This is a genomic window from Enterococcus sp. NPDC086594 (assembly GCF_044746145.1).
In the GTDB taxonomy this organism is placed as follows: domain Bacteria; phylum Bacillota; class Bacilli; order Lactobacillales; family Enterococcaceae; genus Enterococcus_D; species Enterococcus_D entomosocium.
In genome coordinates this window covers 133,219-157,745 of sequence record NZ_JBIVBP010000002.1, presented here as the reverse complement: position 1 = coordinate 157,745, position 24,527 = coordinate 133,219, and the positions used below count along the sequence as shown (strand labels likewise).

Annotated in this window: 39 protein-coding genes and 1 other annotated feature; of the genes, 10 read left to right on the top strand and 29 right to left on the bottom strand. The window is 37.9% G+C overall.

Going from position 1 to position 24,527, the window contains the following annotated elements; all coding sequences use genetic code 11:
* Positions 1-236 precede the first annotated feature (236 nt).
* Positions 237-410 carry a hypothetical protein gene (locus ACIPK1_RS05145; protein ID WP_400450088.1) on the top strand — a complete coding sequence of 58 codons (174 nt, stop codon included), beginning with the start codon at positions 237-239 and terminating at the stop codon, positions 408-410.
* 654 nt (positions 411-1,064) lie between these two features.
* Here the strand turns inward: ACIPK1_RS05145 and ACIPK1_RS05140 are convergent.
* From ACIPK1_RS05140 to ACIPK1_RS05055, 18 genes are all read right to left on the bottom strand, one after another.
* The gene (locus tag ACIPK1_RS05140) at positions 1,065-1,262 is read right to left on the bottom strand and encodes a hypothetical protein (RefSeq protein WP_016610885.1); all 198 of its coding nucleotides are present in this window, start codon (positions 1,260-1,262) and stop codon (positions 1,065-1,067) included.
* 30 nt (positions 1,263-1,292) lie between these two features.
* On the bottom strand, positions 1,293-1,484 hold the full coding sequence (locus ACIPK1_RS05135) for an SAM--benzoic acid carboxyl methyltransferase (RefSeq protein ID WP_400450086.1): 192 nt from the start codon (positions 1,482-1,484) through the stop codon (positions 1,293-1,295).
* Between the two features lie 136 nt (positions 1,485-1,620).
* Complete coding sequence (locus tag ACIPK1_RS05130) at positions 1,621-1,791, bottom strand: hypothetical protein (RefSeq protein WP_252709153.1); 171 nt, start codon at positions 1,789-1,791, stop codon at positions 1,621-1,623.
* A gap of 116 nt (positions 1,792-1,907) precedes the next feature.
* Entirely contained in the window at positions 1,908-2,066 is a 159-nt protein-coding gene (locus ACIPK1_RS05125; protein ID WP_252709178.1) for a hypothetical protein, read from the bottom strand.
* A 10-nt stretch (positions 2,067-2,076) separates the two neighbouring features.
* Positions 2,077-3,075, bottom strand: coding sequence for a tyrosine-type recombinase/integrase (locus tag ACIPK1_RS05120; protein WP_400450084.1), 999 nt, complete (start codon positions 3,073-3,075; stop codon positions 2,077-2,079).
* Complete coding sequence (locus ACIPK1_RS05115) at positions 3,072-3,215, bottom strand: hypothetical protein (protein WP_252709155.1); 144 nt, start codon at positions 3,213-3,215, stop codon at positions 3,072-3,074. The genes ACIPK1_RS05120 and ACIPK1_RS05115 overlap by 4 nt, the downstream gene beginning before the upstream one ends.
* Positions 3,216-3,224: 9 nt before the next feature.
* On the bottom strand, positions 3,225-3,395 hold the full coding sequence (locus ACIPK1_RS05110; RefSeq protein ID WP_400450082.1) for a hypothetical protein: 171 nt from the start codon (positions 3,393-3,395) through the stop codon (positions 3,225-3,227).
* Positions 3,396-3,437: 42 nt separating this feature from the next.
* Entirely contained in the window at positions 3,438-3,743 is a 306-nt protein-coding gene (locus tag ACIPK1_RS05105; RefSeq protein WP_194188272.1) for a hypothetical protein, read from the bottom strand.
* Entirely contained in the window at positions 3,744-4,613 is an 870-nt protein-coding gene (locus ACIPK1_RS05100) for a helix-turn-helix domain-containing protein (protein ID WP_400450081.1), read from the bottom strand.
* A 1-nt stretch (position 4,614) separates the two neighbouring features.
* Positions 4,615-5,328, bottom strand: a complete 714-nt coding sequence (locus ACIPK1_RS05095; RefSeq protein WP_400450079.1) for a putative HNHc nuclease — start codon at positions 5,326-5,328, stop codon at positions 4,615-4,617.
* The gene (locus ACIPK1_RS05090; RefSeq protein WP_252709158.1) at positions 5,328-6,242 is read right to left on the bottom strand and encodes a DUF1351 domain-containing protein; all 915 of its coding nucleotides are present in this window, start codon (positions 6,240-6,242) and stop codon (positions 5,328-5,330) included. Before ACIPK1_RS05090 ends, ACIPK1_RS05095 begins: the two co-directional genes overlap by 1 nt.
* Positions 6,235-6,999, bottom strand: coding sequence for a DUF1071 domain-containing protein (locus ACIPK1_RS05085; protein ID WP_400450077.1), 765 nt, complete (start codon positions 6,997-6,999; stop codon positions 6,235-6,237). The genes ACIPK1_RS05090 and ACIPK1_RS05085 overlap by 8 nt, the downstream gene beginning before the upstream one ends.
* Complete coding sequence (locus ACIPK1_RS05080) at positions 6,996-7,184, bottom strand: hypothetical protein (RefSeq protein ID WP_252709160.1); 189 nt, start codon at positions 7,182-7,184, stop codon at positions 6,996-6,998. Before ACIPK1_RS05080 ends, ACIPK1_RS05085 begins: the two co-directional genes overlap by 4 nt.
* Before the next feature lie 12 nt (positions 7,185-7,196).
* Positions 7,197-7,355: a hypothetical protein gene (locus tag ACIPK1_RS05075; RefSeq protein WP_400450076.1), complete on the bottom strand. Its 159-nt coding sequence runs from the start codon at positions 7,353-7,355 to the stop codon at positions 7,197-7,199.
* Positions 7,356-7,532: 177 nt separating this feature from the next.
* On the bottom strand, positions 7,533-8,252 hold the full coding sequence (locus ACIPK1_RS05070) for a Rha family transcriptional regulator (RefSeq protein ID WP_252709162.1): 720 nt from the start codon (positions 8,250-8,252) through the stop codon (positions 7,533-7,535).
* Positions 8,253-8,256: 4 nt separating this feature from the next.
* Positions 8,257-8,451 carry a hypothetical protein gene (locus ACIPK1_RS05065; protein ID WP_252709163.1) on the bottom strand — a complete coding sequence of 65 codons (195 nt, stop codon included), beginning with the start codon at positions 8,449-8,451 and terminating at the stop codon, positions 8,257-8,259.
* Between the two features lie 2 nt (positions 8,452-8,453).
* A complete protein-coding gene (locus tag ACIPK1_RS05060) occupies positions 8,454-8,738 on the bottom strand; it encodes a helix-turn-helix domain-containing protein (RefSeq protein ID WP_252709164.1) in 285 nt (94 codons plus the stop codon).
* Positions 8,738-8,929, bottom strand: a complete 192-nt coding sequence (locus ACIPK1_RS05055; RefSeq protein ID WP_252709165.1) for a helix-turn-helix transcriptional regulator — start codon at positions 8,927-8,929, stop codon at positions 8,738-8,740. Before ACIPK1_RS05055 ends, ACIPK1_RS05060 begins: the two co-directional genes overlap by 1 nt.
* Positions 8,930-9,239: 310 nt before the next feature.
* Here ACIPK1_RS05055 and ACIPK1_RS05050 point away from each other — a divergent pair, with 310 nt between their 5' ends.
* From ACIPK1_RS05050 to ACIPK1_RS05040, 3 genes are read left to right on the top strand one after another with little or no spacing between them, the layout of a single operon-like run.
* Positions 9,240-9,575, top strand: coding sequence for a helix-turn-helix domain-containing protein (locus tag ACIPK1_RS05050; RefSeq protein WP_400450075.1), 336 nt, complete (start codon positions 9,240-9,242; stop codon positions 9,573-9,575).
* A gap of 9 nt (positions 9,576-9,584) precedes the next feature.
* On the top strand, positions 9,585-9,989 hold the full coding sequence (locus ACIPK1_RS05045; protein ID WP_252709166.1) for an ImmA/IrrE family metallo-endopeptidase: 405 nt from the start codon (positions 9,585-9,587) through the stop codon (positions 9,987-9,989).
* A gap of 57 nt (positions 9,990-10,046) precedes the next feature.
* Positions 10,047-11,186: a tyrosine-type recombinase/integrase gene (locus ACIPK1_RS05040; RefSeq protein WP_400450074.1), complete on the top strand. Its 1,140-nt coding sequence runs from the start codon at positions 10,047-10,049 to the stop codon at positions 11,184-11,186.
* A 79-nt stretch (positions 11,187-11,265) separates the two neighbouring features.
* Here ACIPK1_RS05040 and rplL read toward each other — a convergent pair whose 3' ends face one another.
* The 4 genes from rplL to rplK form a co-directional block, all read right to left on the bottom strand.
* Positions 11,266-11,637 carry a 50S ribosomal protein L7/L12 gene (gene rplL, locus ACIPK1_RS05035; protein WP_003127081.1) on the bottom strand — a complete coding sequence of 124 codons (372 nt, stop codon included), beginning with the start codon at positions 11,635-11,637 and terminating at the stop codon, positions 11,266-11,268.
* 60 nt (positions 11,638-11,697) lie between these two features.
* On the bottom strand, positions 11,698-12,198 hold the full coding sequence (gene rplJ / locus ACIPK1_RS05030; protein WP_005236672.1) for a 50S ribosomal protein L10: 501 nt from the start codon (positions 12,196-12,198) through the stop codon (positions 11,698-11,700).
* A gap of 65 nt (positions 12,199-12,263) precedes the next feature.
* Positions 12,264-12,390 (bottom strand) — a sequence feature (ribosomal protein L10 leader region).
* 63 nt (positions 12,391-12,453) lie between these two features.
* On the bottom strand, positions 12,454-13,143 hold the full coding sequence (rplA, locus tag ACIPK1_RS05025; protein ID WP_005229790.1) for a 50S ribosomal protein L1: 690 nt from the start codon (positions 13,141-13,143) through the stop codon (positions 12,454-12,456).
* Positions 13,144-13,243: 100 nt separating this feature from the next.
* Positions 13,244-13,666 (bottom strand): 50S ribosomal protein L11, encoded by a 423-nt coding sequence (gene rplK, locus ACIPK1_RS05020; RefSeq protein WP_400450073.1) that lies wholly within the window; start codon positions 13,664-13,666, stop codon positions 13,244-13,246.
* 318 nt (positions 13,667-13,984) lie between these two features.
* On the opposite strand from rplK, the gene sdaAB reads away from it, so the two are divergent.
* Both sdaAB and sdaAA read left to right on the top strand, forming a co-directional pair.
* Positions 13,985-14,650: an L-serine ammonia-lyase, iron-sulfur-dependent subunit beta gene (gene sdaAB, locus ACIPK1_RS05015; protein WP_005229781.1), complete on the top strand. Its 666-nt coding sequence runs from the start codon at positions 13,985-13,987 to the stop codon at positions 14,648-14,650.
* A gap of 13 nt (positions 14,651-14,663) precedes the next feature.
* Entirely contained in the window at positions 14,664-15,536 is an 873-nt protein-coding gene (gene sdaAA, locus ACIPK1_RS05010) for an L-serine ammonia-lyase, iron-sulfur-dependent, subunit alpha (protein ID WP_400450071.1), read from the top strand.
* A gap of 154 nt (positions 15,537-15,690) precedes the next feature.
* Here the strand turns inward: sdaAA and ACIPK1_RS05005 are convergent, their stop codons facing one another.
* From ACIPK1_RS05005 to rpmG, 4 genes are all read right to left on the bottom strand, one after another.
* Complete coding sequence (locus ACIPK1_RS05005) at positions 15,691-17,181, bottom strand: DUF1576 domain-containing protein (RefSeq protein ID WP_400450070.1); 1,491 nt, start codon at positions 17,179-17,181, stop codon at positions 15,691-15,693.
* Between the two features lie 128 nt (positions 17,182-17,309).
* Positions 17,310-17,852, bottom strand: coding sequence for a transcription termination/antitermination protein NusG (nusG, locus tag ACIPK1_RS05000; RefSeq protein ID WP_005229769.1), 543 nt, complete (start codon positions 17,850-17,852; stop codon positions 17,310-17,312).
* Positions 17,853-17,971: 119 nt separating this feature from the next.
* Complete coding sequence (gene secE / locus ACIPK1_RS04995; protein ID WP_005229766.1) at positions 17,972-18,142, bottom strand: preprotein translocase subunit SecE; 171 nt, start codon at positions 18,140-18,142, stop codon at positions 17,972-17,974.
* 12 nt (positions 18,143-18,154) lie between these two features.
* Positions 18,155-18,307 carry a 50S ribosomal protein L33 gene (gene rpmG / locus ACIPK1_RS04990; RefSeq protein ID WP_005229764.1) on the bottom strand — a complete coding sequence of 51 codons (153 nt, stop codon included), beginning with the start codon at positions 18,305-18,307 and terminating at the stop codon, positions 18,155-18,157.
* A 155-nt stretch (positions 18,308-18,462) separates the two neighbouring features.
* On the opposite strand from rpmG, the gene cbpA reads away from it, so the two are divergent.
* Positions 18,463-19,101, top strand: coding sequence for a cyclic di-AMP binding protein CbpA (cbpA, locus tag ACIPK1_RS04985; RefSeq protein WP_008379786.1), 639 nt, complete (start codon positions 18,463-18,465; stop codon positions 19,099-19,101).
* A gap of 83 nt (positions 19,102-19,184) precedes the next feature.
* Here the strand turns inward: cbpA and ACIPK1_RS04980 are convergent, their stop codons facing one another.
* Positions 19,185-19,694 carry a QueT transporter family protein gene (locus tag ACIPK1_RS04980; protein ID WP_008379785.1) on the bottom strand — a complete coding sequence of 170 codons (510 nt, stop codon included), beginning with the start codon at positions 19,692-19,694 and terminating at the stop codon, positions 19,185-19,187.
* A gap of 628 nt (positions 19,695-20,322) precedes the next feature.
* The gene (locus tag ACIPK1_RS04975; RefSeq protein WP_005236686.1) at positions 20,323-21,021 is read right to left on the bottom strand and encodes an Ig domain-containing protein; all 699 of its coding nucleotides are present in this window, start codon (positions 21,019-21,021) and stop codon (positions 20,323-20,325) included.
* 367 nt (positions 21,022-21,388) lie between these two features.
* Between ACIPK1_RS04975 and ACIPK1_RS04970 the strand changes: the two genes are divergently transcribed.
* Positions 21,389-21,916 (top strand): aromatic acid exporter family protein, encoded by a 528-nt coding sequence (locus tag ACIPK1_RS04970; RefSeq protein WP_005236688.1) that lies wholly within the window; start codon positions 21,389-21,391, stop codon positions 21,914-21,916.
* Between the two features lie 58 nt (positions 21,917-21,974).
* On the opposite strand, the gene bsh is transcribed toward ACIPK1_RS04970, so the two are convergent.
* A complete protein-coding gene (gene bsh, locus ACIPK1_RS04965; RefSeq protein WP_005236690.1) occupies positions 21,975-22,949 on the bottom strand; it encodes a choloylglycine hydrolase in 975 nt (324 codons plus the stop codon).
* 394 nt (positions 22,950-23,343) lie between these two features.
* On the opposite strand from bsh, the gene ACIPK1_RS04960 reads away from it, so the two are divergent.
* Together ACIPK1_RS04960 and ACIPK1_RS04955 are read left to right on the top strand one after the other, a co-directional pair.
* Positions 23,344-23,856 carry a hypothetical protein gene (locus ACIPK1_RS04960; RefSeq protein ID WP_400450066.1) on the top strand — a complete coding sequence of 171 codons (513 nt, stop codon included), beginning with the start codon at positions 23,344-23,346 and terminating at the stop codon, positions 23,854-23,856.
* Positions 23,857-23,872: 16 nt separating this feature from the next.
* Positions 23,873-24,121: a spermidine/putrescine ABC transporter permease gene (locus ACIPK1_RS04955; protein WP_400450064.1), complete on the top strand. Its 249-nt coding sequence runs from the start codon at positions 23,873-23,875 to the stop codon at positions 24,119-24,121.
* Positions 24,122-24,527 lie beyond the last annotated feature (406 nt).

Sequence of the window (24,527 nt, the reverse complement as noted above, 5' to 3'; positions counted from 1 at the left end):
AACTTTTTTTAAATTAGTTACATTCATGTGTGATCCTTTAAAGAACTTATAGTTCCTTACTTCGTTGGAGTGCTGATTAATCATATTTTTATCTTTAATTTCTTTTTAATTGCCAATACATCTAGTTTTTCGCATAAAATCAATTTCTTTACATTACCTATAAAGAGCTTTAGACTTGAATATATGGTATTTGTGTAACTTTTTTGTAGTTAAAAAATAAAAGGAGCTGCTATATTATGAATAAGGTTTTTAAAACTGTTACTTTTGGAAATTTACCTTTGAAAGTGAATCCAGAAATAAGTAAATTTTTAAAAGAAAAAGACACAGCAGAAATAAAAGCAGATGTAAATCTAGAAACAGGTGATGTAAGGTTATTTATAGATCCTGAAGAGTTAAAAAAACTTAAATAAGTTGTAACTAGCTTTTTCCAAAAATATCAATTTAGATAGTTATTTCAGCCATTATCAATTTTAATTGATTAATGGCTTTTTTTAGTAAGTAATTGCTGACGATTGCGGAATTAATTTTTGTTTATCAAAATTTCTTTACAATAAATATTTAGTTTAAGACTTGAATATGCTATCCTTAATTTTGAGGTGATTAAATGGCAATTTTTTTAGATATACTCAGCATAATCGGATTGGTAAGTTTGCTAGTACTTTTGTTTCAGAAAAATAATTTCTTTGATAAATTAAATACCGTTCAGAAAATTTCTTTCATTATCTTAAGCATCTCTATTTCTATACCAGTAATTATTGAATTTTTCACTGGATTTGCTAAAGGATTTTGGAATAGTTTATAAAGCCAATAAATTTGGCTTTTTTTATTCCTTTATTTCGTCGGATAGCTGACTATCCAGTAATTTCAACTAATACATCTGACCACGCTTCGACAACACGTATCCACCGGCAATTGGAGGCACTTTATAAGTTCCGTCTTTTAAAAAATGTCTTCCTTCTGATGAAAAAGATTCCAAACACAAAAATTTTCTCGTTGTATAGTTAATATGAATTGATTGCTCATTTTTTGCCTCATTACAGTTTGCTATTTTGGTGGATTACTGACTAAATTGTTCTTTCTTTTCCGCCATCAAGCTTGATCTGGTTATACCCCAAATCTACTGTAATGCTTTCCACGTGTTGAGGGGTTCCCCGCTCATATCCTGCTTCATAATGACTTTTTTCATAGTAACTAACGGTAGAAACTACAACTTCTGCATCCGGATTATTTTGCAATATACTAATCAAATCTTTTGCTTTCATGTTTACCCTCCTATTCCGCAATCTCTGTCATTAACCGAATAATTCTGGTGATATTTTCTTTATGAAGTTTATATATTTTTCTGCTTCTTTATCAGTTAGTTTTTGGTATTCGTCTTGTGTATAGATTTTTCCGCACTCGTCGCATACCAGTAAATGTTCCGAGTTTAATACCTCACCGTCACACTCAAAGCAAAAGGGCGGTTGATAATCTTCTGGTGGCATGTGACCCCTCCTAGTTTTCTATTTCTTCCGCTTATTGACTAACTGCCACTAACGTATTTCTTTAAACTATGCAGTCCTTTGCCGCGTCTTTTCGTTTTACGATCTATCCAAGTACCAGTTGTCCCCCAATAATCAATCATTTTGGCGTATTGATCGCAAATTGATGATTATTTGGATAATGGTTAAACTCAAAGCCCAAATCCTTGATGTTTTTTGTCGCTGAATCTCCCATGCGCTTAACATGATGCGTTCTGCGCTGTTTCAGGTAAGGCTTCACATCGTTCCAGTATTCAGCCATTTCTCCCATGAAGTACCTCCATTTTTAGTTATGCACATATCCACAAAGTTATACACAATATATTGTAGGAACGTATTTTCGCCCACTATATATTGTCTATTTCGTTCTTTTATAGCCTAATTCAATCAAAACTCTTCCCTTTGGTTCAAAGCGTTACGATAAATCGCCTGTACACCAATTTGATCCGCATAGGCTTTTCCTTCTTGACTAGTAATGAAACGATAGGTCCTTGCTGTTTCATCTACTAAAATCGCGTGAAATTCGTTGTAATAAATTCTTTTCAAAATATTCACCTCAACTTACAAACTTTTGATGGGAGATCTTCACTTCATCATCATTAATCATCGAGTAGGCCATCGTGGTCTCAATATTTTCATGACCGAGGAACCTAGAAACGAGTTCTATAGGCATCCCGTGTCTTCTCGCAAGTGTTGCGGCTGTCCTTCTGAATCTGTGTGGGTGAACGTTCAAAACACCTGCACGCTCCCCTAGACGCTTGACCAACTTTTGGATTCCGGCAGTAGTCATCTCTTTCCCTATCGTCTGTCCATAAAATAATGGACCAGTGATGTGAGGCACCTCTTTTAAGTAATGATTCAATGCCAGCTTTGCCTTGGCATTAAAGTATAAAGTTCTTTGCTTGTTGCCTTTTCCAATCACTTCAATCGAATCATTTTCTTGGTCATAGTCACTAAAATTTAGAGAAACCACTTCAGAGACTCGACATCCAGTACTCAATAGCAGTTCGATGATTAGCGTTTCTTTCGCATTAGATGCAGCACTTCGCAGCTTTTCAACTTCAAGCTCGCTGAATTCTTGTTTGCGCCTTTTGGGTACTTTTATCTTTTCCACCCTTGCGCCAGGATCTCGATCGATAAACTCTTCGATATAAAGCCAGTGAAAGAACCTAACAATACAGCCTCGTTCACGAGCAAGCGTACCTTTAGATATTCGATCATGGATTTCCCTGTTAGCAATAAACAATCGGATGTCATTTGTAGTGATATCCTTAAACGGTTTTCTAAGCTTGCTCATGAAGAAATTGATCGTCTGCATATAAAGTTTCAGTGTTCCGTCTGAAAGCCCCTGAATCTTCTTTGACACCATAAATTGATGGTAAGCTGACGCATCTGACTTTTCGTCATAGATTACTATATCTGTTGAAGACTTAACCAATTCAAATGGTTCGAGATACATCATCAGAAGCATGTTCACTTTTCGAAGCTGTTCTGAATTTAAATCAGCTTCTAATTCTCCGACAATTTTATTTACCAGAGATTCTTTAGCAGTCATCTTACTAGACTCCACATTAGTGCCAAGGCAACTAAAACAATGATTCCATGAACTGCTTTGTTTCGATTTTGTGTTTCCGCGGTGATATTTTCCATACTCAGCAAAACAATCACACCGAGAAAAATTAAAAATATTATCATCATTCACTCCTAACCGAAACTCTTTCGAATTTCATATTCGTGGTCGATCATCTCTTTCAATGTATCTTTGGGATATAATTTCTTGCCCGACCGCTTTTGATGCTGCACACACAACCACTGAAACTTTTCGATGGTTGCATCATCCATTGCGTATCTGGGTCTTTTTTTCTTCGTAGCCAATAGGTGGGACACCTCCTGTGAAATGGTGGGACACCTTGAAGGTTACTCCTTCCACCGATATATTCTTCCTTGTTTATCAGGGGACCCGCTTTGGATTAAATTTTTAACAGTGACTTTGGACTTCTTGCATTTCTCACTAACAGTTTTCTTATTCCCTGTAAAAATGACATCCCCTTTATAGAGAACCTCAACTAAACGTTTTTCAGGATTTACACCTTCATAGAGATCCTCACGAAGCTTTTCCCATTCCTTTTTGGCATCCGAGTCTTTTTCGAGATCGACTTTTTCTGCAAGGTACACCATCCGCTGCCGGCGAATCTTTTTTTCAAGTCTTTTTTCTTTATCCATCTAACCGCCTCCCTTTTTGTTTAGATAAGCTTGAACCTTGGCATTTATTTCCGCTTGACGTTCAGGATCAATTTCAGGCTCCGGTTCAGGATCAACAAATCTTTCAGGCAATGGTTCTTCTCGAATAAAAGGTTTCTTTATTCGCTTTTGGTTACTTGTTTCTTTTTTTATCTCAAACTTGAGACTGTCAAATTTTTCTCTCAGCTTTTTAGCGCTTCTGATATTGCCAAACCAAAACTCGCTTGTAGGAAGCCAATTGATCACATGCTCAATTTGTTTGATAGTACGATCATCCTTTTCCTCCATAAGGCGGATAACATCTGCCCATTTTTCTAAGTTGGCTTTTTTCATTTCTTTTGGAAAATCATTAATCAAATTATTTTTAAGCTTTGAAGCAAGCGTGAAGTGTTCGATAGAATACTTCACAGGAGAAGTTTCAACTTCTTCTTTATTTGTATTATTAAATGTATTATTAATAGATGTATTATTATCTTGATAGATTTCTTGGTGGGGGGTCACCAAATTTTCTTGGTCACCCTCATCAAGATTTTTTGGTGACCCCACCAAATTTTCTTGGTGAGGGGTGTTGATTATACGTATTTTTCTGGCTTCAACTTCCTTAGTGTTTGGTCTGTATTTTACTTCTCTATAAATGTGACCATAGTCTTCCAAGGATTTAAGCCAATTTTGAATTGTTGGTTTGCTAACTCCGTATAATTGGGCGAAATAATCATTACTTGCCCAGCAATAGCCTCTTTCATTAGATAAAGCGGTTATCTCGCCATACAGAAGTTTCGCACTTGGTATCAACCTGTTGTCATACCTCACACTTGCCGGTATGATTGCAAAGTAACTTCTGTGAATTACCACGTTATACCTCCTTTGTGGCTTTCTTAAACAAATCTTCTGTCTCATAATCTTCATCAAATCGCATGATTTGAGCGTTATTCATAATTCCAATCCTAATCAATGCCTCTTGGTCTAAATAGACTGGTTTGATTTGATATTTTTGGATAAACTCTTCTTGACCCAAATTGTGAGCGATATTGTGGTACTTCCAACTCAAAGCAACAAACGGAAACTTTCGATGATCGACCTTGTTTCTGTGGCGATTCCCTACTGCCGTTACATGGTGGATCTGCGCGCCTAATTGACCAGTTACTGCGCATTTTCGGTATTTACAGCAGAAGTAGAAGAAACTGTCGTGTTCCAGAAGGTAGTTATAGCGCCTTGGCAACTGAACTCCTTCTGCAACAACGTATTCGATTAGAAAGTCAATCCATTGGTTCATCTCTGATTTTGTCACTTCCGCATGGCTGAATTCACAATCGTAGGTGTTTTGATAGATATGTCGCATTTTCTCTTTCGCTTCATAGCGTGGAATGTTTTCACTCTCAGCAATATCTTTGATCAATGAATGAGATAATGCATTTTGCTTCGCGCTTCTGGGATCATTATCTATAAACTGGATTTCTGCGAATCCCTCCTGCCCCCTGCGGATCGTTTCAAGGTGCTCAGGATTCACATTCTCGTCAACTTCCAGTAGAAATCTGTTCCCCTGTTGCTTTAGAATCTTTGCTAGCATCACTCCGTCACTTCAACAATTTCGATCCTTAATTGCACAATACTTTTATTTAGTAGTTTAAATTGTTCATCCGAGCCTTTAAGTTTCAGCGTGACTACTTTGCCGTTTGCTGATACTTCCTTTTCTTGAGTAGGCTCTTCTTGGATTTCGCCAGTTTCCGGATCAATCGGTACTGATGGAACTATCTCTTTTTTCTCAACTCTTTCGATGATTGCTGCTGCTTTGGCAAGTTTTTCTTTCTGTTCTGCAACCACTTGATTGATTTGGTCAAAGACTTCTTGCAACTCATGACCTTGATCAATCCAACGAACCCAAGAGAATGGATCTAAGCCAACAGCCTGCGCATAGCTTTCAACTGCTTGTTTATTCGCTGCTAGTGTTTGCTTTTTTGACACGATTTCATTGATCGTATCTGTGATTTCTTTACTGATCGCTTTTGTTAACTCAGCTTTTGCAGCAGTAAAGGCGCCTTTATTTGTCCATCGATCAGGAATTTCAATTTCATTTGGATCGACACCTAATGCATTGCACAGGTCCTCTATTTTTTCTTTCACTTTCTGCGATCGTGAATCACGTTCTTTAGTTTCGAACTTTTCGAGGCTCTGAGAAATCCCTTCTTTGGCAGTTTCCATCTGATCAACAAATGATTTGATCTTGGCTTCAAATGCTTTTAAGGGCTCAGAATATCCGTTTTTTACTTCTTTCCGTTTTTCTTCCAGCAATTTAATAATGTTATTCAGGGACGACCGTGCATCTTTAGCTCCTTGGATATCCCCTTCACTAAAGGTCAAGCTTTTGTAATGATTGGCGGTATTTTCAACAAGCGCTTCAAGCTCTGCTTCATTTTTGATTTCAATGGTACTTGGTGTATAGTCGATCTGGATTGATGTGTCAGTTTTGATTAATTCATTCATCCGATAGTTCCCCCCATGTAAATGATTTAGTTTCAATCTTTTTCGGTGCTCCTTGTCCAGGTGGTTTAGCCTTCTGAACTTTTTCTGCCTTAAGCCTCATCCGATTGGCATAATTCAAAATCGTGCCATATTCATTTTTATTTAATCGATCAAATGGTGTTTGTATTTTTGTGTTTTCTCGTATATTTGCGACAAGAATTTCAAAATCTGTATCTGTTGCTTGAGCAACAACCTTGAGTATTTCATCCAAATAGCCGACTTGTTCCTCACTAATTAGTTCTAGCTTAGAAATATCTTCTGGCATATCTTCCCCTGCATAGAGATACAAGCCTAATCCATGTTTGGCCAGCGCTTTAACAAAGCAACGTTTGTTACTAGTGTTAATTTGAAAACTATTAGGATTAGATACTGGATACTTGGCTTTTTCAACAATTGGCAGCCATTCGGTTTCTGCCTTACCTTGAAATGTCACAGTGTTTCTGACGAAAAATCCTTGTGGTGTTTTTAAATAAGGGACTGTCACCCCTTCAATCATTCGGAATTGATTATCAAACATTGGAAATTCGTGAACTTTTTCTGATGCCTCCGGATCGATACGTTTCATTTCACGCCATCCGTATGACCATGAAAGATATTCAAGAGAAAATTCTTGTGGATTTCCTTGTTTATCTGTGTACTTTTGGACATTCTTCTTAACTGCATTCGTCAGATCTCGGTTGTAAAGCTCCTCGAAAGGAATGATTTCTTTTATTGTCATAAAGGCACCGGCTTTCCTAGTTTTGATTTGCAATACTCCAGCAGGTCATCCTCATGGATGAATTGATCATCAATGGAATAGACTAGGTCACCTTGATATAGGGGATTGCCACGCCAATCAAATGCTATAGGGTCATTTTCATCTTGTGGCAATTGTCTTGCCCCTAGACTGTCAAATTGATCCATGATACACTCTCCTTAAATACATTTTGTTTGTGACTCAATGCTTTGGTCGGCTGAGTCACTTTTTTGTTTCATCCGTTCGATATGTTGTTTAGCTAAAATAGATGGCTTTTCAATTTCATACATGCGATCAGCAACGACTTTACCGATGCGCAAAGCTTCTGCTCTAGTCATACCGTCTCACCTTCCTTTTGCTTTTGTAATTAAGGAATACTCCATAGGGACCAGTATCCGCACTTAGGAAAACTGGTCCTTTTTTTGCGGCAAGATTGATGTCCCCATCCACCGTTTCTAAATTGAGGAATACAGGTGTTTCTGTGATTCTCAGATACCAAATGCATAGTTTTTTAATCATGCGCGATCCTCCATATCCAATTCCGTTTGAATCTGATTGATTCGTTCCTTCGTCACTGACGACGGCTGCCAATGATCAATAAACTCCAAAACCTTTGGGAAATCTTTGTCTTTGATACGTCCTCGATTTGGAACACTAAATAATTGTTTGATGCTAGATCCTAAATCCTGAAACAACATGCTTTTTGCGCCTTGACCAAGATCTTGATCCTTGCAGATTTGATAGACTTTCTTTTGGACCGCCCGATCGATAGTCCCTTTATCTTCAGTAGTGATCAGTTTGTTTTTTTCGATGTCTACGAGGCGTTCATCAATCTCATCGATGCGTTTACTCGCTTCTTCGTTTGCAGCTAATGCCAACAAGGCAAGTCCTCGTGGTGTATCTGGTATCTGTGGTTGCTGTTTGATGTGATCCTCCATTTGGTTGAATGCTTCAATGTATTTAAGTTTGAAATCATCTGCTTTTCTACCATTGAATCCAAATGCAATAAATGTAAAACCATCACGATTCATGTAATATAGTCTTTGATTTCTTCCTCGAGAATCCTTGTAATCTCCTTCTGCAAACATATTTTGGTAATGAGCGGAATTTTCCGCCGATTGAATTTTAGTATCGATTGCTTCTAATACATCTTTATGTTGCTTATCAAATGCCTCAGCAACTTGCAAACTGGTCGTTACAGGTTGCTGATCTTTCATAATTACTAGATTTTCCATGATTTCACCCCATATTTATCTGACGGTTAAGTCTATTTTGATATTGTAGTTCTTGATATTGTTCCAAATCCTGTCGGGCCTTCTCATACTGTCGCTCACTTAGCTGCCCTTTCGTCTCATGGATCAATAGCTGCAGGTCTCGGATTCTTTCTTTGATCAATCCGTTGATCAAAACTTCTTGTTCGAAGGTATAGGCCATATTTACACCTCAAAATTTTCTATCAAGAATTGTTGCAAGGCTTCGCGACGTATACGAATATCTTGTTTACTCCAAACTTGAATTTTCAGTCCCTGATCAATCCATCTGTTCAACTTCGCATCACCGATCCCTAATACCTCTTTTACTGTTTCTTTATTGCTAAACGGCGGAAGTTCGATTGTTTTTGTTACCAACCTCATCCTCTTTTCGAACTCAGTTACTGCTATCTGGACAAATTGAGGTATGATCTGATTTTCAATGATCTCATCAGGTATCCGTATATCCATTAATCCTCCCCCTCCTTTAATGCGTTTAGTGCATTTTCGATCGGTTTGATTTGCTTATCCGGTTTTCTTTTTCCGGTCAAAATATCAGACATATACGGTCTTGAAATTCCGATAGTATCAGCTAACCAACCTTGAGATTTTCCGTATTTTGCTAACTGGATTTTGACCTTAAGAACAAAATCTTGAGACATAGATCCAACTCCTTTCTAAATATATTGAGTGTAAGCTAACAAAATTAGCTAATTTCCGTTGACACTCATCCCATAGTTGTGTACTATATAAGCATAACGAAATAAGCCAAACACACACTAATAAAACAACATTCTTAGTTTGCCGACGTCGAATTGTTTATTTTATTTGGTGCCTTACTTATTGCTTATTAGCTAATTAAATTAGCTTACGTGATAAGATTAACCCACAACTATTGGATTATCAATAATATTATCCTATTTTTGTGTACTTTTTTCGTTAAATAATTTTTGAAAGCGTGGAAAGCTTGATATGACACTATTTGAACGAATTCAAAAACTAGCAAAACAAAGGGATAAAAATCTAAAAGAGATATCTTTGGAGCTTGGTTACAGTAAAAACTATTTGTATACATTGCAAAAGCAAAGTCCAAAAGCCGAAAATTTACAAGTCATAGCAGACTATTTTCACGTCTCTACTGATTACTTATTAGGCCGTACTGATAATCCTAATAGTTCTAGCGCAACAACTTCCGATGATTTAGAAAAAATGCTCGACAGTGCGATGTCCTTCAATGGTAAACCTTTAACGGAAAAAGATCGCGAAGCAATTCGAGCATATATGGAAGGTCGTCTTAGTTCAAAATGAGGTGAAAGTATGGAGTTAGTGAAAAAGGTGCTGCATGAGCATGGGATTGATATTGTGCCAATTGAGATGGAATCCGACGGCTGCTATATTAAAGAACTCAATAAGATTTTCATTAATAGCAGTCTGTCTCCCACGGATGCAAAGAAAGTAATTTATCACGAGGTTAAGCATGTCTTAGATCATAAAGAGTTTGCAGAACTATACAAAATATTTTATTTCCGCTCGAAAATGGAGTATGAAGCTGATTGTCATATGATCAAGAATTTGCTTCATGAATTTATAGAACATAATCATTTAGATCCTGCTAACTTAAATATATTTTATTTTATCGAATACTTTGGTTTGGATACAAAGTGGGAACCAATGCTAAAAAAGTTTCTACTAGATAAAATCAATAACACACTTTGCGTGTGATTATTATTTTTCATAAAAAAAGAACATATATTCGCACTTAAGAAAGGAAGAAGGAATGTGATCAAACAGTATACGAAAAAAGATGGAAGTAAGTGGTGGATGTTTAAAGCTTATTTAGGCATCGATCCTGGTACGGGTAAAAAACTTTACACTACCAGAAGAGGTTTCAAAACTCAAAAAGAAGCAAAAGTCGCAAAAGCTAGATTGGAAACAGAGGCCCAAGATAACAAATATGCGCCCGAAAAAAACTACACTTTTATTGATATTCAAGAATTATGGTATGAGGAATATAAGCATACTGTTAGAGAAAGTACTCTTTCAAGGGTAAGCTTTCTGTTCAAAAAAAATATATTTCCTTGCTTCGGTAAAAAGAAAATTTCATCTTTTACCGTATCTTACTGTCAAAAAACGGTGAACAAATGGAAAGCTGAATATTCAACCTATAAAGCATTAAAAACATATACTACCGCTGTATTTGACTACGCAGTCAGAATGAATGTAATAGTATCTAATCCTATGAAAGATGTATATATAACGAAAGGAAATGCGAGGAAAAAAGAAGATAAAATCAAGTTTTATGAAGCTGAGGAGCTCAAAGAATTTCTAGAAGTAGCAAAGAAAGATAAGTTTCCACTCTCTTACCCACTATTCCGATTACTAGCGTTCACCGGGATACGAAAAGGCGAAGCTTTAGCGTTAACTTGGAAAGATATCGATTTTGAAAATAAAATACTCACTATAAACAAAACGATTGCAAGAAATACTAAGAATGAATTGGTGACAAACCAGCCGAAAACTGAAACATCGAACAGAGAAATCTCTCTCGATGATACAACGATTGAAGTGCTAAAAAAGTGGCGACAAGATCAACGAAAATATCTTCTCTCAAATGGTCATAATTCGTTAAGACCAAACCAGATTATCTTCTCGTCAAAAAATAATAACTATCTGGATCCCCTAAGACCAAACAATATACAGAAACGATTATGCAAAGAAAGTGGATTGAAAGATATAACTATTCACGGATTTCGACACACTCATTGCAGCCTATTATTTGAAGCTGGTTTATCTATTCAAGAAGTTCAATCTCGTCTGGGCCATTCTGATATTCAAACAACAATGAACATTTATGCTCACGTCACAAAAAAACAAAAAGACTCCTCCGCCCAAAGGTTCGCGAATTATATAAATTTCTAAAAATATGGTCAAAAGTATGGTCAAATAACAAAAAAAGCGCCAAACCCCTTCATACAAAAGGATTTGACACTAAGAAAAATTATTTAACTGTTACTGAAGCGCCAACTTCTTCTAAAGCTGCTTTCAATGCTTCAGCTTCGTCTTTAGAGATGCCTTCTTTAACTGCTGAAGGAGCTCCGTCAACGACTGCTTTCGCTTCTTTCAAGCCTAAGCCAGTTGCTTCACGAACTGCTTTGATAACTTTAACTTTTTGATCGCCAGCTGCAGTCAATTCTACAGTGAATTCAGTTTGTTCTTCAGCAGCACCAGCATCGCCAGCTCCACCAGCTACAGCTACAGGAGCTGCAGCAGATACGCCAAATTCTTCTTCGATAGCTTTAATTAAATCGTTTAATTCTAAGATTGTCGCGCCTTTTAGCTCTTCGACAATGTTTTCAATGTTCAATGCCATTTTGTTTTCCTCCATTTAAGTAAGTAGTTTAGTTTTTAATACTGAAAAATTATGCGGCAATTATGCTGCATCTTCTTCTTTTTCTGCCACTGCTTTGACAGCGTAAGCCACGTTGCGGATAGGTGCTTGTAGCACAGATAGCAACATAGAAAGAAGTCCTTCGCGGTTTGGCAATTTCGCCAATGCAGTAATTTCTTCCAATGAAGAAACTTTGCCTTCGATGATACCGCCTTTGATTTCTAAAGCTTTTGCGTCTTTTGCGAAATCGTTAATGATTTTTGCAGGTGCAACAACGTCTTCGTTACTGAATGCTACGGCAGTAGGGCCAGTGAATACTTCACCTAAACCTTCTAGACCAGCTTTTTCAGCAGCACGAGAAAGAATTGAGTTTTTGATAACTTTCATCTCAACGTTTGCATCACGCAATTGTTTACGTAAGCGAGTTACTTCATCAACAGTTAGTCCACGGTAGTCAACAACGACTACAGATGCGGCTGCAGAGAATTTTGCACTCACTTCATCAACGATCGCGGATTTTTTAGCGATAGCTGCTTCACTCATTTATATTTCACCTCCTGATTTTGATGGAAGAGTTTCTTCGAAACAAACTGTTCCTTTGTCCTATAAAGGACAATAAAAAAACTCTATGCCACCGTAGACATAGAGGGACTATTGAAGATTCTCAATAAACGTCCTCGGTAGGAAATTAAGGCAAATGCCACCTACTGTCTTCGGTACAGTTAAACTTTTAACCTTGACTACCTTACCACAGATAAGGTAGTCAAGTCAATAAAAGTTTTGAATTTTTGTATTAAATTAGAAAGAAGCTTGTTCTACATGGATCCCAGGACCAAATGTTGTTGTAACTGAGATATTTTTCATGTATTGACCTTTTGCTGCTGAAGGCTTAGCTTTCAACAATGTTTCATGGATCGTTTTGAAGTTTTCAATCAATTTGTCATCTTCAAAAGAAACTTTTCCGATTGGTACGTGGATGTTCCCAGCTTTGTCAACACGGTAAGTAACTTTACCAGCTTTTACTTCGTTAACTGCTTTTGTTACGTCCATTGTTACTGTACCAGTTTTAGGGTTAGGCATCAAACCTTTAGGGCCTAATACACGACCTAATTTACCAACAGTAGCCATCATGTCAGGCGTTGCAACAACAACGTCAAAATCGAACCAGCCACCTTGGATTTTTTGAACCATATCGTCGTCACCAACGAAATCAGCACCAGCTGCTTCTGCTTCTTTGGCTTTATCGCCTTTAGCAAAAACTAAAACTGTTTGTGTTTTACCAGTACCGTTTGGTAATACAACCGCGCCACGGATTTGTTGATCCGCTTTTTTAGGGTCTACGTTTAATTTGTAAGCAACTTCAACCGTTGCGTCGAATTTTGCAATATTTGTTTCTTTTGCCAAAGCTACTGCTTCTTCAACTGAATAAGCTTTTGTAGCATCAACTTTTTTCAATGCTTCTTGCATTTTTTTGCTTTTTTTAGCCATTTTGTTTCCTCCTTGATGTGGTTATAACGGTAGAACCTCCCACGTGTCCCATATTTTTCAATATGAAGCCGACTGAGAAGCTACTTCCTTAGGGCTGTAATTATTCTACAGTGATCCCCATGCTTCGTGCAGTTCCTTCAACCATGCGCATTGCTGCTTCAACGTCAGCTCCGTTTAGGTCTTCCATTTTCAATTCAGCGATTTCTTTTACTTGATCGCGTGAAACTTTTGCAACTTTTGTTTTGTTTGGTTCGCCTGAACCTTTTTCAAGGTTTGCTGCTTTTTTCAACAATACTGCTGCTGGTGGTGTTTTTGTAACGAAAGTAAATGAACGGTCTTCGTATACAGAGATCACTACTGGAATGATCAAACCTGCTTGATCAGCTGTACGAGCATTGAATTCTTTAGTGAATCCCATGATGTTGATACCCGCTTGACCTAGCGCAGGACCTACCGGCGGAGCTGGTGTTGCTTTACCTGCAGGAATTTGCAATTTAACGATTTTTTCTACTTTTTTTGCCACGAGACATACCTCCTTGAGTCCGTGATGTGGTTAATTGGAGATCCAAATTTCTCCTCCCACTTTGGTGATTCATGTGCACACACAAAAAACGTGTGACGAAAGCACACTGGAATATTATAGCATCTTTATGGAATAATTCAAGGTTTTTCAGCTGATTTTTTTGAAAAAATGCTCACCAGCGCTTTTCGTTAGTCCATCGCTAAAAAAAGAAATAAAAATCACTTGCTTTTGGTCTGCTTTTTTCATTCTCTCATTTTTTTATGCTACACTACTACTGGAATTCTTCCCTATTCGTTTACTACTATCGAGGTGAAAAAAATGGAACAATTAAAATACCGCAGTGTATTTGACATAATCGGACCCATCATGGTGGGTCCCAGCAGTTCTCATACCGCCGGTGCTGCCCGGATCGGAAAAATCGTTCGCAGTATTTTTGGCGAACAGCCAGACAGTGTAGATATCCTGTTGTATGAATCGTTTGCTAAAACCTATCGCGGTCATGGAACCGATATTGCGTTAGTTGGCGGTCTCTTAGGCATGGAGCCAGATGATGCTCGCCTAGCGGACTCTTTAAAAATCGCTTATGAGAAAGGGATCGAAGTCTTATTCGTCCCTAAAAAAGAAAAAGCGGAACATCCGAATATGGTCAAGATGATTTTGACAAAAGGTAGCCACAAACTATCTGTCACTGGCATCTCGATCGGTGGTGGCAACATTCAAATCTCAGAGCTTAACGGCTTCAAAATTTCTCTGACACTGGGTACCCCTACTTATGTGATCGTCCATCAAGATGTTCCGGGAATGATTGCGAAAGTAACCAATTTACTATCAGAGGCTCAAATCAATATCGGTACGATGACCGTTACGAGAGAAGCTGTCGGTGATAAAGCAATCATGATCATCGAAGTCGATCAGCGCAATGATCAGCTGGCGCAACAAATCAAAGTTTTGCCGCACGTTTACAGCGCTGCGTATTTTGATTAAAGGAGATAAGCACATGTTCTATACAATAGAAGAGTTAGTAATAGAAAGTAAAAAATATCCTTCCGTTGCAGAGATGATGATTGCGATCGAAGCAGAAAATACTGGTCGTAGTCGCGAACAGATCCTTGCAATCATGGAAAAGAATTTAGTTGTTATGGAACAATCAGTCGCTGAAGGTGTCGCTGGTGTAAAATCGGTGACGGGATTGACCGGCGGCGATGCGACTCGCATGAACGACTACCTTGCTGCCGGTGATTTTTTAAGCGGAGAAACCATTCTACAAGCGGTCCAAAATGCCATTGCAGTCAACGAAGTCAATGCGAAAATGGGCTTGATCTGTGCAACACCGACTGCCGGTAGTGCGGGTGTTGTTTCTGGTGTATTAATGGCCGTACGTGAGCGTTTGGCACTGACTCGAGCGCAACAAGTCGACTTTTTGTTTACAGCCGGCGCCTTTGGTCTGGTGATTGCCAACAATGCCTCGATTTCCGGTGCCGAAGGCGGTTGTCAAGCAGAGATCGGTTCTGCTAGCGCAATGGCAGCGGCGGCTTTGGTTTGTGCAAAAGGTGGCACCCCCCACCAAGCGGCTCAAGCGGTGGCGATCACCCTCAAGAATATGATGGGCTTGATTTGTGACCCCGTCGCGGGCTTAGTCGAGGTCCCCTGCGTGAAGCGCAATGCCCTGGGATCTTCCCAGGCCTTTATCTCTGCCGACATGGCATTAGCAGGAATCGAAAGTGTCATCCCACCTGATGAAGTGGTCTTAGCGATGTATCAAGTAGGACGACAAATGCCTAGCATTTTCAAGGAAACGGCTGAAGGTGGTCTAGCCATGACGCCGACTGCCCAACGCCTACAGGCAGAAATCTTAGAAGCCAATCGTTGATGTTTTTTTAGAAATGAACACGAATAAAAACCAACCAAGAACAACCAATCTTTGCTTGTTCTTGGTTGGTTTTCATTTTCCCATTATTTCCAACGACGAAAAGGCAAGCACTCCCTACTTGTTAAACAAGTAACAAATGACATTGGCGGTTTTTCTACTCCCACTCGCCTACCCTATAGTGTTTCTTTTGGGCAACGGGTTTTAATACCTTCACAGGCTCGGAAAATTTAGGTTTTCCTTCTGTTTGATCCAATGGGACCAATGGCTGCTCGCTTTCTTGTGCTTTCAAGTCCATTTGTGGTTTTTCATCCTTGGTAGCTTGCGCCTGATCGGCTGATTTTTGCCAAAGCTGTTTGCTGAGATCCAATAAGGGAATGATCATCATGGCGACTAGCCCGCCAGAAAAACCATTGTTATACAGATTCAAACCTCCATGTAAGAAATCAATATTCAGTACCATTGAGGCGTGCACAAAACCGACCACCAAGCCGCCTTTCCAGCCATAGGCATTTGTTACTGCACAGAGCATCATCGCAAAAATCGCTGACGTGACTGTAACCGTCTCGTTGATGGTGTATACGCTCAATAGATTGGCAATCGTCACCCCTGCCAATAAAGGCAGCGAGTTAAAGACATGAGAGCCACAAGCAGAAAAGCCGATGACGCAAAAGATCGCACCGATAACTGGTCCATTTAAAACCGCACCAATACTGACGACATATGCCACAAGCAAAAACGTCATCAATCCCATGTTGATCATCGTATTATAAACGCCGGTATCACGTAAGATATCTCGTTCGATTTTGCCACTATGAGACCAAATCGCTCGCATATTCAATCGTTTTTTCTTGATTGCCATCAGCGACCCATAGCCTACGAACACACTTCCTAAAACCAGCATCATGAGAATCAAACGCGGCTGCTGTTCTTGCGACACCAATGTTCTTAGCTCAATCGTTAGGCCAAACATCCGACAGATAGCGGCGACTAATGTACACAACATTCCTGAAGTGAATCCAGCACTGTATAAACTGACGCTTTGAAAAAGTCCTTGAAAATATAAGGCCATGGGAACCATCAAAAAACCGGTAAAAATTCCAATACCGTACCCCATCACCAAGCTAAAATAAGGCGGTAGTGAGTCATTGAATGCAAAATAGCTGACGATTGGAGAAACCGACGATCCATACAATGCAATCAACAGAAATTTTTTCAATGGTTCATTCATAAAATACGAATACAGACGGACGCCTAAAAATATCGGGATAAAATTTAGTAGATTTTTCCCAAAAAAACCATACCCAGTCACCATAAAGATAGCAGACACCGCGCCTCCTGTGATCGGCACCCGATAATGATAGCAAATCGAGATCGCTACAAACGTCATCAAACTGCTGTTTAATAAAGCCGACCCTACAGAAGTCATAGCAATATAATCTGTCACAAGATGACTTTCCGAAAATAAAATCAACTTGAGCTCTTCGACTGCCACCCTTGGATCGAAAAACAACATGGCAAAGAAAAACAGCAGCAAATTAAAAAGAAGCAACAAGCTATACCCATTATGTACAGAGATCATCCCTTTAGTATGGGGATGAAAATCATTGTGAAACTTTACTCTAAAAAAAGCAAATAATTTTGACATAAGACCCCTTCCTCTTATAAAGCGCTTACTCATTTTGAGAAAAAAAGTGGGCCAACGAATTGGTCCACTTTATTCTCATTACTGTTATTTTACCGTAAATGAGCCGTTCATGCTAGTCTATCCAGCAGTTAAATTTTATCTACTTGCTCAAAATCAAGTTCTGTACTGGTTTCACGACCGAACATATCGATGTTCACTTTTAGTTTTTGTTTTTCTTCATCGATTTCTGCTACTTGTCCTTCTAGACCAGAAAACGCACCTTCGATGATTTTGACGGTTTCGCCAATTTCGACTTCCAGTTCAACTGTCCGAGTACTCATACCGATCGAACGTAAAATTGAATTGATTTCTTCTTGTAATAAAGGCGCTGGCTTGCTTCCTGCACCATGAGAGCCAACGAAACCTGTTACCCCAGGAGTATTACGTACAACGTACCAAGATTCATCCGTCATGACCATTTCAACTAATACATAGCCAGGAAATGTTTTATGAACGATTTCTTTGGTTTTGCCGTTTTTTTCTTCTGTTTCTACTTCTTCGGGAACGACGACACGGAAAATATAATCACCCATCCCCATGCTTTGTGCACGTGACTCTAGGTTCGCTTTTACTTTGTTTTCATAGCCAGAATACGTATGCAGTACATACCAATTTTTTTCAAAAGATTCCATTTTTTTCGGACTCCCCATCTTTTTTGTAAAATAAAAAAACCTCAGCTGCACCGAAGTTTTTCCTCAAAGCGATTATAGCACGATTTGTGATAAATGACTAGCGCTATCAGTAAGAAGTGTTACTTTAGGATCCAATTGAAGACCGTTTGAATCAGTGTGTCCATCACAAAGAACATCAATGCAAAAATAATGGTTGTTTGAATCACCACAAATGTATCTTTGCGTAATTGTTTTTTTGATGGCCAAGAAACGTTTTTCATTTCTTCAACAACATTTTTCAAAAATTTCATTCGATTCCCTCCTTACTTCGTTTCACGATGCAAAGTATATTGATTGCAATACTTGCAAAATTTGTTGATTTCAAGGCGTTCGCCTTTTTTACCTTCACTGACTGATTTTGAATAGTTGCGGGATCCGCAGACAGAACAAGCCAAAGCAGCTTTTTTCGTTGCCATCTTAGTGTCCTCCCCCTTTTTATAAAGTTTTCCAACACTAAAAATACCATTTATTTAAGATTGTGTCAATTTTTGATTTTCTGTCGTATAAATATAGTTTCTGCTGATTTTGTGGTATGATAATGGTGTTAAATGGGTATTTGGGAGGGAAAATTATGTTATTAAAAACAATGGTTTACAAAAAACGCGATTTAACAACGGTAAAGGAAACAGCTACCTTAGAAGAAGCGCTGGCAATTTTAGAAGAGTCTGGTTATCGTTGTGTGCCTATCCTAGATGAATCAGGAAAGATTTTTAGAGGAAATATTTATAAAATGCACATCTATCGCCATAAAGCAAATGGCGGTGACATGACTTTACCCGTCACCTATCTGCTAAAAAATGCGACGAAGTTCATTTATGTCAACTCTTCATTTTTTAAGGTTTTCTTTACAATCAAAGAATTGCCTTATATTGCGGTACTAGATGAAAACAATCAATTTTACGGCATCTTGACTCATAGTTCCTTATTGAATATGTTGTCACAATCATGGAGCGTCGAACAAGGAAGCTATGTGTTGACGATCGCATCAACAGGTCAACAAGGCGACTTAGCGGTTATCTCAAAAATAATCGCAAAATACAGCAGTATCGCTAGCTGTATCACTCTCGACATCGGTAAAGACGAATTTATTCGTCGTACGATGATCACTTTACCAGCAAACACATCAAAAGAATTATGCGACAAGATCGTTGCGCAACTAGAAGCGAAAAACTTCAAAGTTGTGGAGATCGAAGACTTAAAAGCAGAATAAAATAAAAGATCATTCCTTCATTTCTTAGGAATGATCTTTTTTCTTGTTTTTTGAGAACCATCAAAGCAAAAAACAAGCTTTTTTTACACGCGCTTATCGAAGCGAACGGCACGATTGATGATATACATCACCGGTGCCGTAATCGTCATTACAATAAATTCACTCAATGCCGTTGTTGCAAATGTTGGCCAGAAAGGCAATGCTAAGGTGATATTTAGCATAATCGCAATCAGGAACATACTTAATGAAAAAACAATGGTATTAAATGCCAGTCTTACGAAAACATTTGGAATCTTCTTATATACCAATGCAGTTGCTCCTAAAGCCAAGAAGCTTCCGAAACCGCCGAATACGACATCCAAGATCCCCATTCCAAAGAACATGTTATACACTACAACCCCGCCAACGACACCCCACATCAATTTTCTGTTGAAAACGACCAAGTGATTCAATCCTTCAGATATCCTAAATTGAATCGCTCCTGAGGCAACGGGTGAGACTAGAACCGTTACAGCAACATAAAGTGCCATAATGATCCCATTGGCTGCGACGACACGCAAACGTTGATTGGTTAGATTTGTTGATTTTTCCATTTGATCCCTACTTTCTCCGAGTTTTGATTACGCGGGATGGTTGATGAACCGCGGTGCGCTTCGCACAAGTACTTATTATACACATTAATAGCCATATATCAATGTTAAACCGGCCATTTAATCATCAAATCATCTAGAATTCACCTGACAAAACTTTATGCAGATGGAATTGCTTCCTCTATTCCTTCATCCGTTGATTCAAAGAAACACTTCGCAGCTTTCATTTTCTAGCCCTATTCGACTATCAATGAATCATCCATCGTCAGATTTCCTAATGGCTTGTGATTCAATCTTTACCCTTGAAAGAGATGGGAAAAATATTATTTTTACGCCTACCGAAGAAATGAACGATGAAGATGGTGGCTTTGTGTTGAAACCTCGCTAAATCAAGGCGCATCTCGTGATGAAAGGTTAAGTGCTGAATTACTTTAAGATTCGTCGGATCTACGCACAGAAATCATCTTGAATACGTAAAACATCCCTTTTCGCTAACGGAAAGGGATGTTTAGAATGAATCAGACGATTCAGTTACTTTTTGATCAAAAATAGCTTTCTTCTCGTTGCCTCGTTACCTTTTTGGTAAAACAATTTCTCATAGATGTTTACTCAGCGAATGCCTGCCACACCTCTATTTAGCTGGTCGAAAGCCCGCTTTGTAGGCTTCCACCTCTGTCTTGAACATCCGAATTGGACTGGTCGTTTTATTATAATATTGACTCCCCGGTATATGATAAATCTTTTGTTTGGAGCCTTTGATCAGCCCTTTGCCCCGTTTGTCTACATATTTTTTCAGTCCATCTCTAAATGCATCATTCGTCGTTCCAGGTGCTTTCCCACCTTTTTTCACCAGTTTGACCTGGATTGCTTCCAGTTGAAAACCAAAGCCAGACGTTCCTGAAGACTGTCCGTTTTTCGCCCACCCCATCCAGCCAAATTGTTGTGCATTGACTCGATAATAGACATCGTAATACTTAGCGATCTCACCGGTGAGTTTGATTTGGATCGCCTCCAACCGTTGTCCTTTTCCACTTGTACCAGACAGAGTCCCATTTTTTCTAAACGATTTTTCCCAGCCTTGTTTCTGAATGGAGGTTTTATATTCAATATTCCCTTTGTATTTTTCGTTAGTAATTTTTATCTTGATTGCTTCAAGTCGCTTGGCTTTCCCTGTGGTCCCTGACGTCTGACCGTTTGTTTTCCATGATTGCCACCCTTGAGACTGGATATTTGTTTGATAGCTCACACTTGGTGAAGATGCAGCAAAAACTGTCATCGGAAAAACAACAAAGCCAAGTAAAAGAACAAATAGTATTGACACTTTTTTCATTTTAAACCCTCCTTATTTTGATTATCTCAATATAATATCTAAAAAACAAACTTTTTATGAACAATAAATATTTTTTTATCAAAACACTTATTTAAACGTTGAACAGACTGAGAAATAAAAAAAGGAGTCTTAAGCGATAGCAACGAAAGTCAATTCATTTAGGGTTGGGGTCACTTATTGTATTCCTTTCAACACTCAAAGTTGAAAATTGCATGGTATCAAGCTAGCTTCTCGACGACTGATAAAATTTGCCTGTCAACGTACGATGAAAGAATCGTTGTTCATTTTTCTGAAAATCTAAGCAATTGACCGTCTGCAATGTGGTATAATCGACTTCGTTGAAATTTGTTTTGAGAGGATGGCATGATTGAACTTATTTGGATTGACCTTTGGCTTAAGAAATGTAAAAACTGGAATCAGTGTATTCCTCTGTATTTTGATTAGTGTTCTTTTGAATCGTGAAACCTACGTCGTATCAACGATCACAGCTGTTTTCACATTAAGAGAAGATCATGAGAATACCGTCAAATACGGGAAACATCGGATTGCCGGTAACAGCTTCGGCGCAATCGCTTCTGTATTTTGTATTGCGATATTTAACTTTTTCGGACATTCGTCCTTTATTCAAATGATTGCAATCCCTTTAGTGATCATGTTAATGATCGCTTTATTGGTCAAATTTGATTACTCCGAGGGAACAGTTGGTGCTTGTGCCACACTATTGACGATTTTATTTATGATTCCTCAAACTGAATCTTACTTGTATGCTTTTAATCGAATTGTTGATAGTTTTATCGGCATGACGATTGCAATATTGGTGAACCGCTTTTTTCCATTTCCGAATAAAAGTACCGCAGGGACGAAGACGACAACAAATGAGAGTGATTCATTTTAAAAATGAAAAAGAAAAAAACCATCTCAAAACAGCTTTGAGATGGTTTTTTAAGAATGGATCAGTTACTGAAAAGAACTTGTTGGTCTTCAATTAATGGATAAGAAATCGGTACATTACCTTCCAAATCTTCTTTATTCATATCAACTGCAACGATTTGACTATTTTCATACGTACGATAGTAATAGATTCCTTTATCTGTATTGCAGCAAGAAGAATAAATCGTGTACTCATAGCGCTCATTGCCTATGTCACAAAGTCCTTTTTGTTGCTCAACCGAACCTAAAATATGGAAGAACTGACTAATGCTTTCGGATTCAGATTCTCCAGAAACGGAATTCAATCGGGTAAAAGCTACTTTGACAAAGCGAGACATCGAAGAAAGATCTCCTGGCAGACCTAAGCCGCCCATTCCACGACTATATTCATCAAAATCCACCTTGTCAGAAAAATGAGTTTCCGGAGTTTTCGATGATAACACACGGTAATTATTCAAATTGAACAATTGATAGTCAAATGGTGGATTATTTGTCAAAACTCCCACCGGATTTTCATGAATATGAAGGCCATCACTCATACTTTCCACAACGATGGCACTTTTTTTATCAGCAATCATCCAATGCAAAGGCGATAGAGGCAAATCTTCACTAAAATTGATCCGAACGAGATTGACATTGGCTAATAGCCCTTTTACCTCTTCGACAGTAGCGCATTGTCCTAAGAGCCATGGGATGAACTCAAAAGGCGTAACATTCTCTTTTCCTTCTTGAAATTCATTGTAGACAGCATTTTCTGGAAAATTCAATCCAGCGATACCTAAACCTTTTTCATTGACCGCATCATAATACAGTGGATACTCAGCGACACCAGCAGCAATCCCAATCATTGCGTAATGGTGATCTATTTCACTTACTTTGCGAAATTTGAATGGATAATTTCTCGGAGTAATGGTCACTACTTCTTTATAAGAAACATCATAATCAAAATTTCTGCCAAAATAATGATCTTTCGTTACATAAGTTAACGCAGTACACATAATACTTCCTCCTAAAATAAGTTTTTTACACTTCTAATTTACTCCTATCGCTTTTTTTTAACAAGGAAAAAGCAATAAATAATAATAAAAAAATAATTAGATATATTATAGTTATTTCAATATCTTTTCTCCATAAAATGCAAACCTTTTGAATTTTTACACAAAATAAAAAAACGCTTTTTTTATCACTATTTATAACAATATGCATAAACATAGTTAAATAATGGTTAAAATAACCAGATACCTCTTTATTCGTGAGGCTTTTCAAGGTAAAATAAATAAAGTATCTAAAAAAGAAAGGATATGTTCTTTTTTAGATACAAAAAAATATTTCTTCATAAATTATAATATAAGCAAAATATTACAATTTATTTTGAAAAAAAGGGGTTTAAAAATGAAAAAGATTTTATTTGGTTTTGTATTAGTATCCACTTTATTCCTGACTGGTTGCTCTAGTGAAGATGTGGAAAGTGATACTGTCGAATCGTCACAACAAACAACTGAAACAACAATGGAAAGCTCTGAAGAATCTGAGGATGTCGCTGCTTCTGAAGAAGAAGAGATTGAAACTAATGAGAGCTCAGAAGAAGAAATTAACAGCCAAGCGAATGGGCAAGCTTCTGATGAATTGGAAGCACAACTTGAAAAATTATCTGATACGTACGCTGATCTGATCGCAGAAGTTGAAGGGTATATTGCTAAACCTGAAACTTATGATTTGTCCGCTTACACTTCTGTTATGCGTAGCTACACTGATTTGATGAGAGAATTTCAAACAACCACTGAGACAATTGAAGCGGCTGATTTAGGTGACGGCTGGGCTTACTACGATATCTATATGGATATTTTAGAAGAATCTGTGAAACTAACTGAAGCCTTCGCCAATCTACCAGAAATGCAGCAATAACTAAAGGAGCTCTCCTATGAAAAAAGTACTAATTAAGCTAGTACAGATTTTATGTGTGATCACAATAATCCTTAACATACTAGGCACCTCTGCTTTATTTTATCTTGCCCATACTCAAAATTTACTGGGATTTATGTTTCAAACATGGCAAAATAATCCGTTTAATTTTAGTAATTACGATGTGCTGATAATCAATAATGCGATTATATTTTTAGTGGTTCCAATTTTGATTTTAATTTTTGTGAAAAATCCAAAAAAAGAATGACTGCTACTTTCTAAAAGACATAAAAGCAAAATCGAATGAAAATCGATTTTGCTTTTTCCTTTATCTTTTATTTAAACTATTTAAATTTATCTAAAAGACAACAACCAAATCATGTAAGCGATTGCTAAAAGAGAAAAATGTGCTATACTATAAGTGTAAGGAGCAAGGATTCCCAGTAAAGCAGACGAAGCAGGTTCTGCAAGAAAAGAATTGTTGTCAACTTAGAATAAAAGACAAAGGATGTGGGAATTTGAGTTACTCCTTACTAATTGAATAGGATTCGGCGATGGGCATCATTACCTGAGGATCAAAGTGGACATAAGAACCTTTGAAAACCCAGAAAGCACAATCGTCGAATCTATTTTTTTGCTCTTTTTTCAGGCATCGTCTCCCCGCCTTCTGTCGA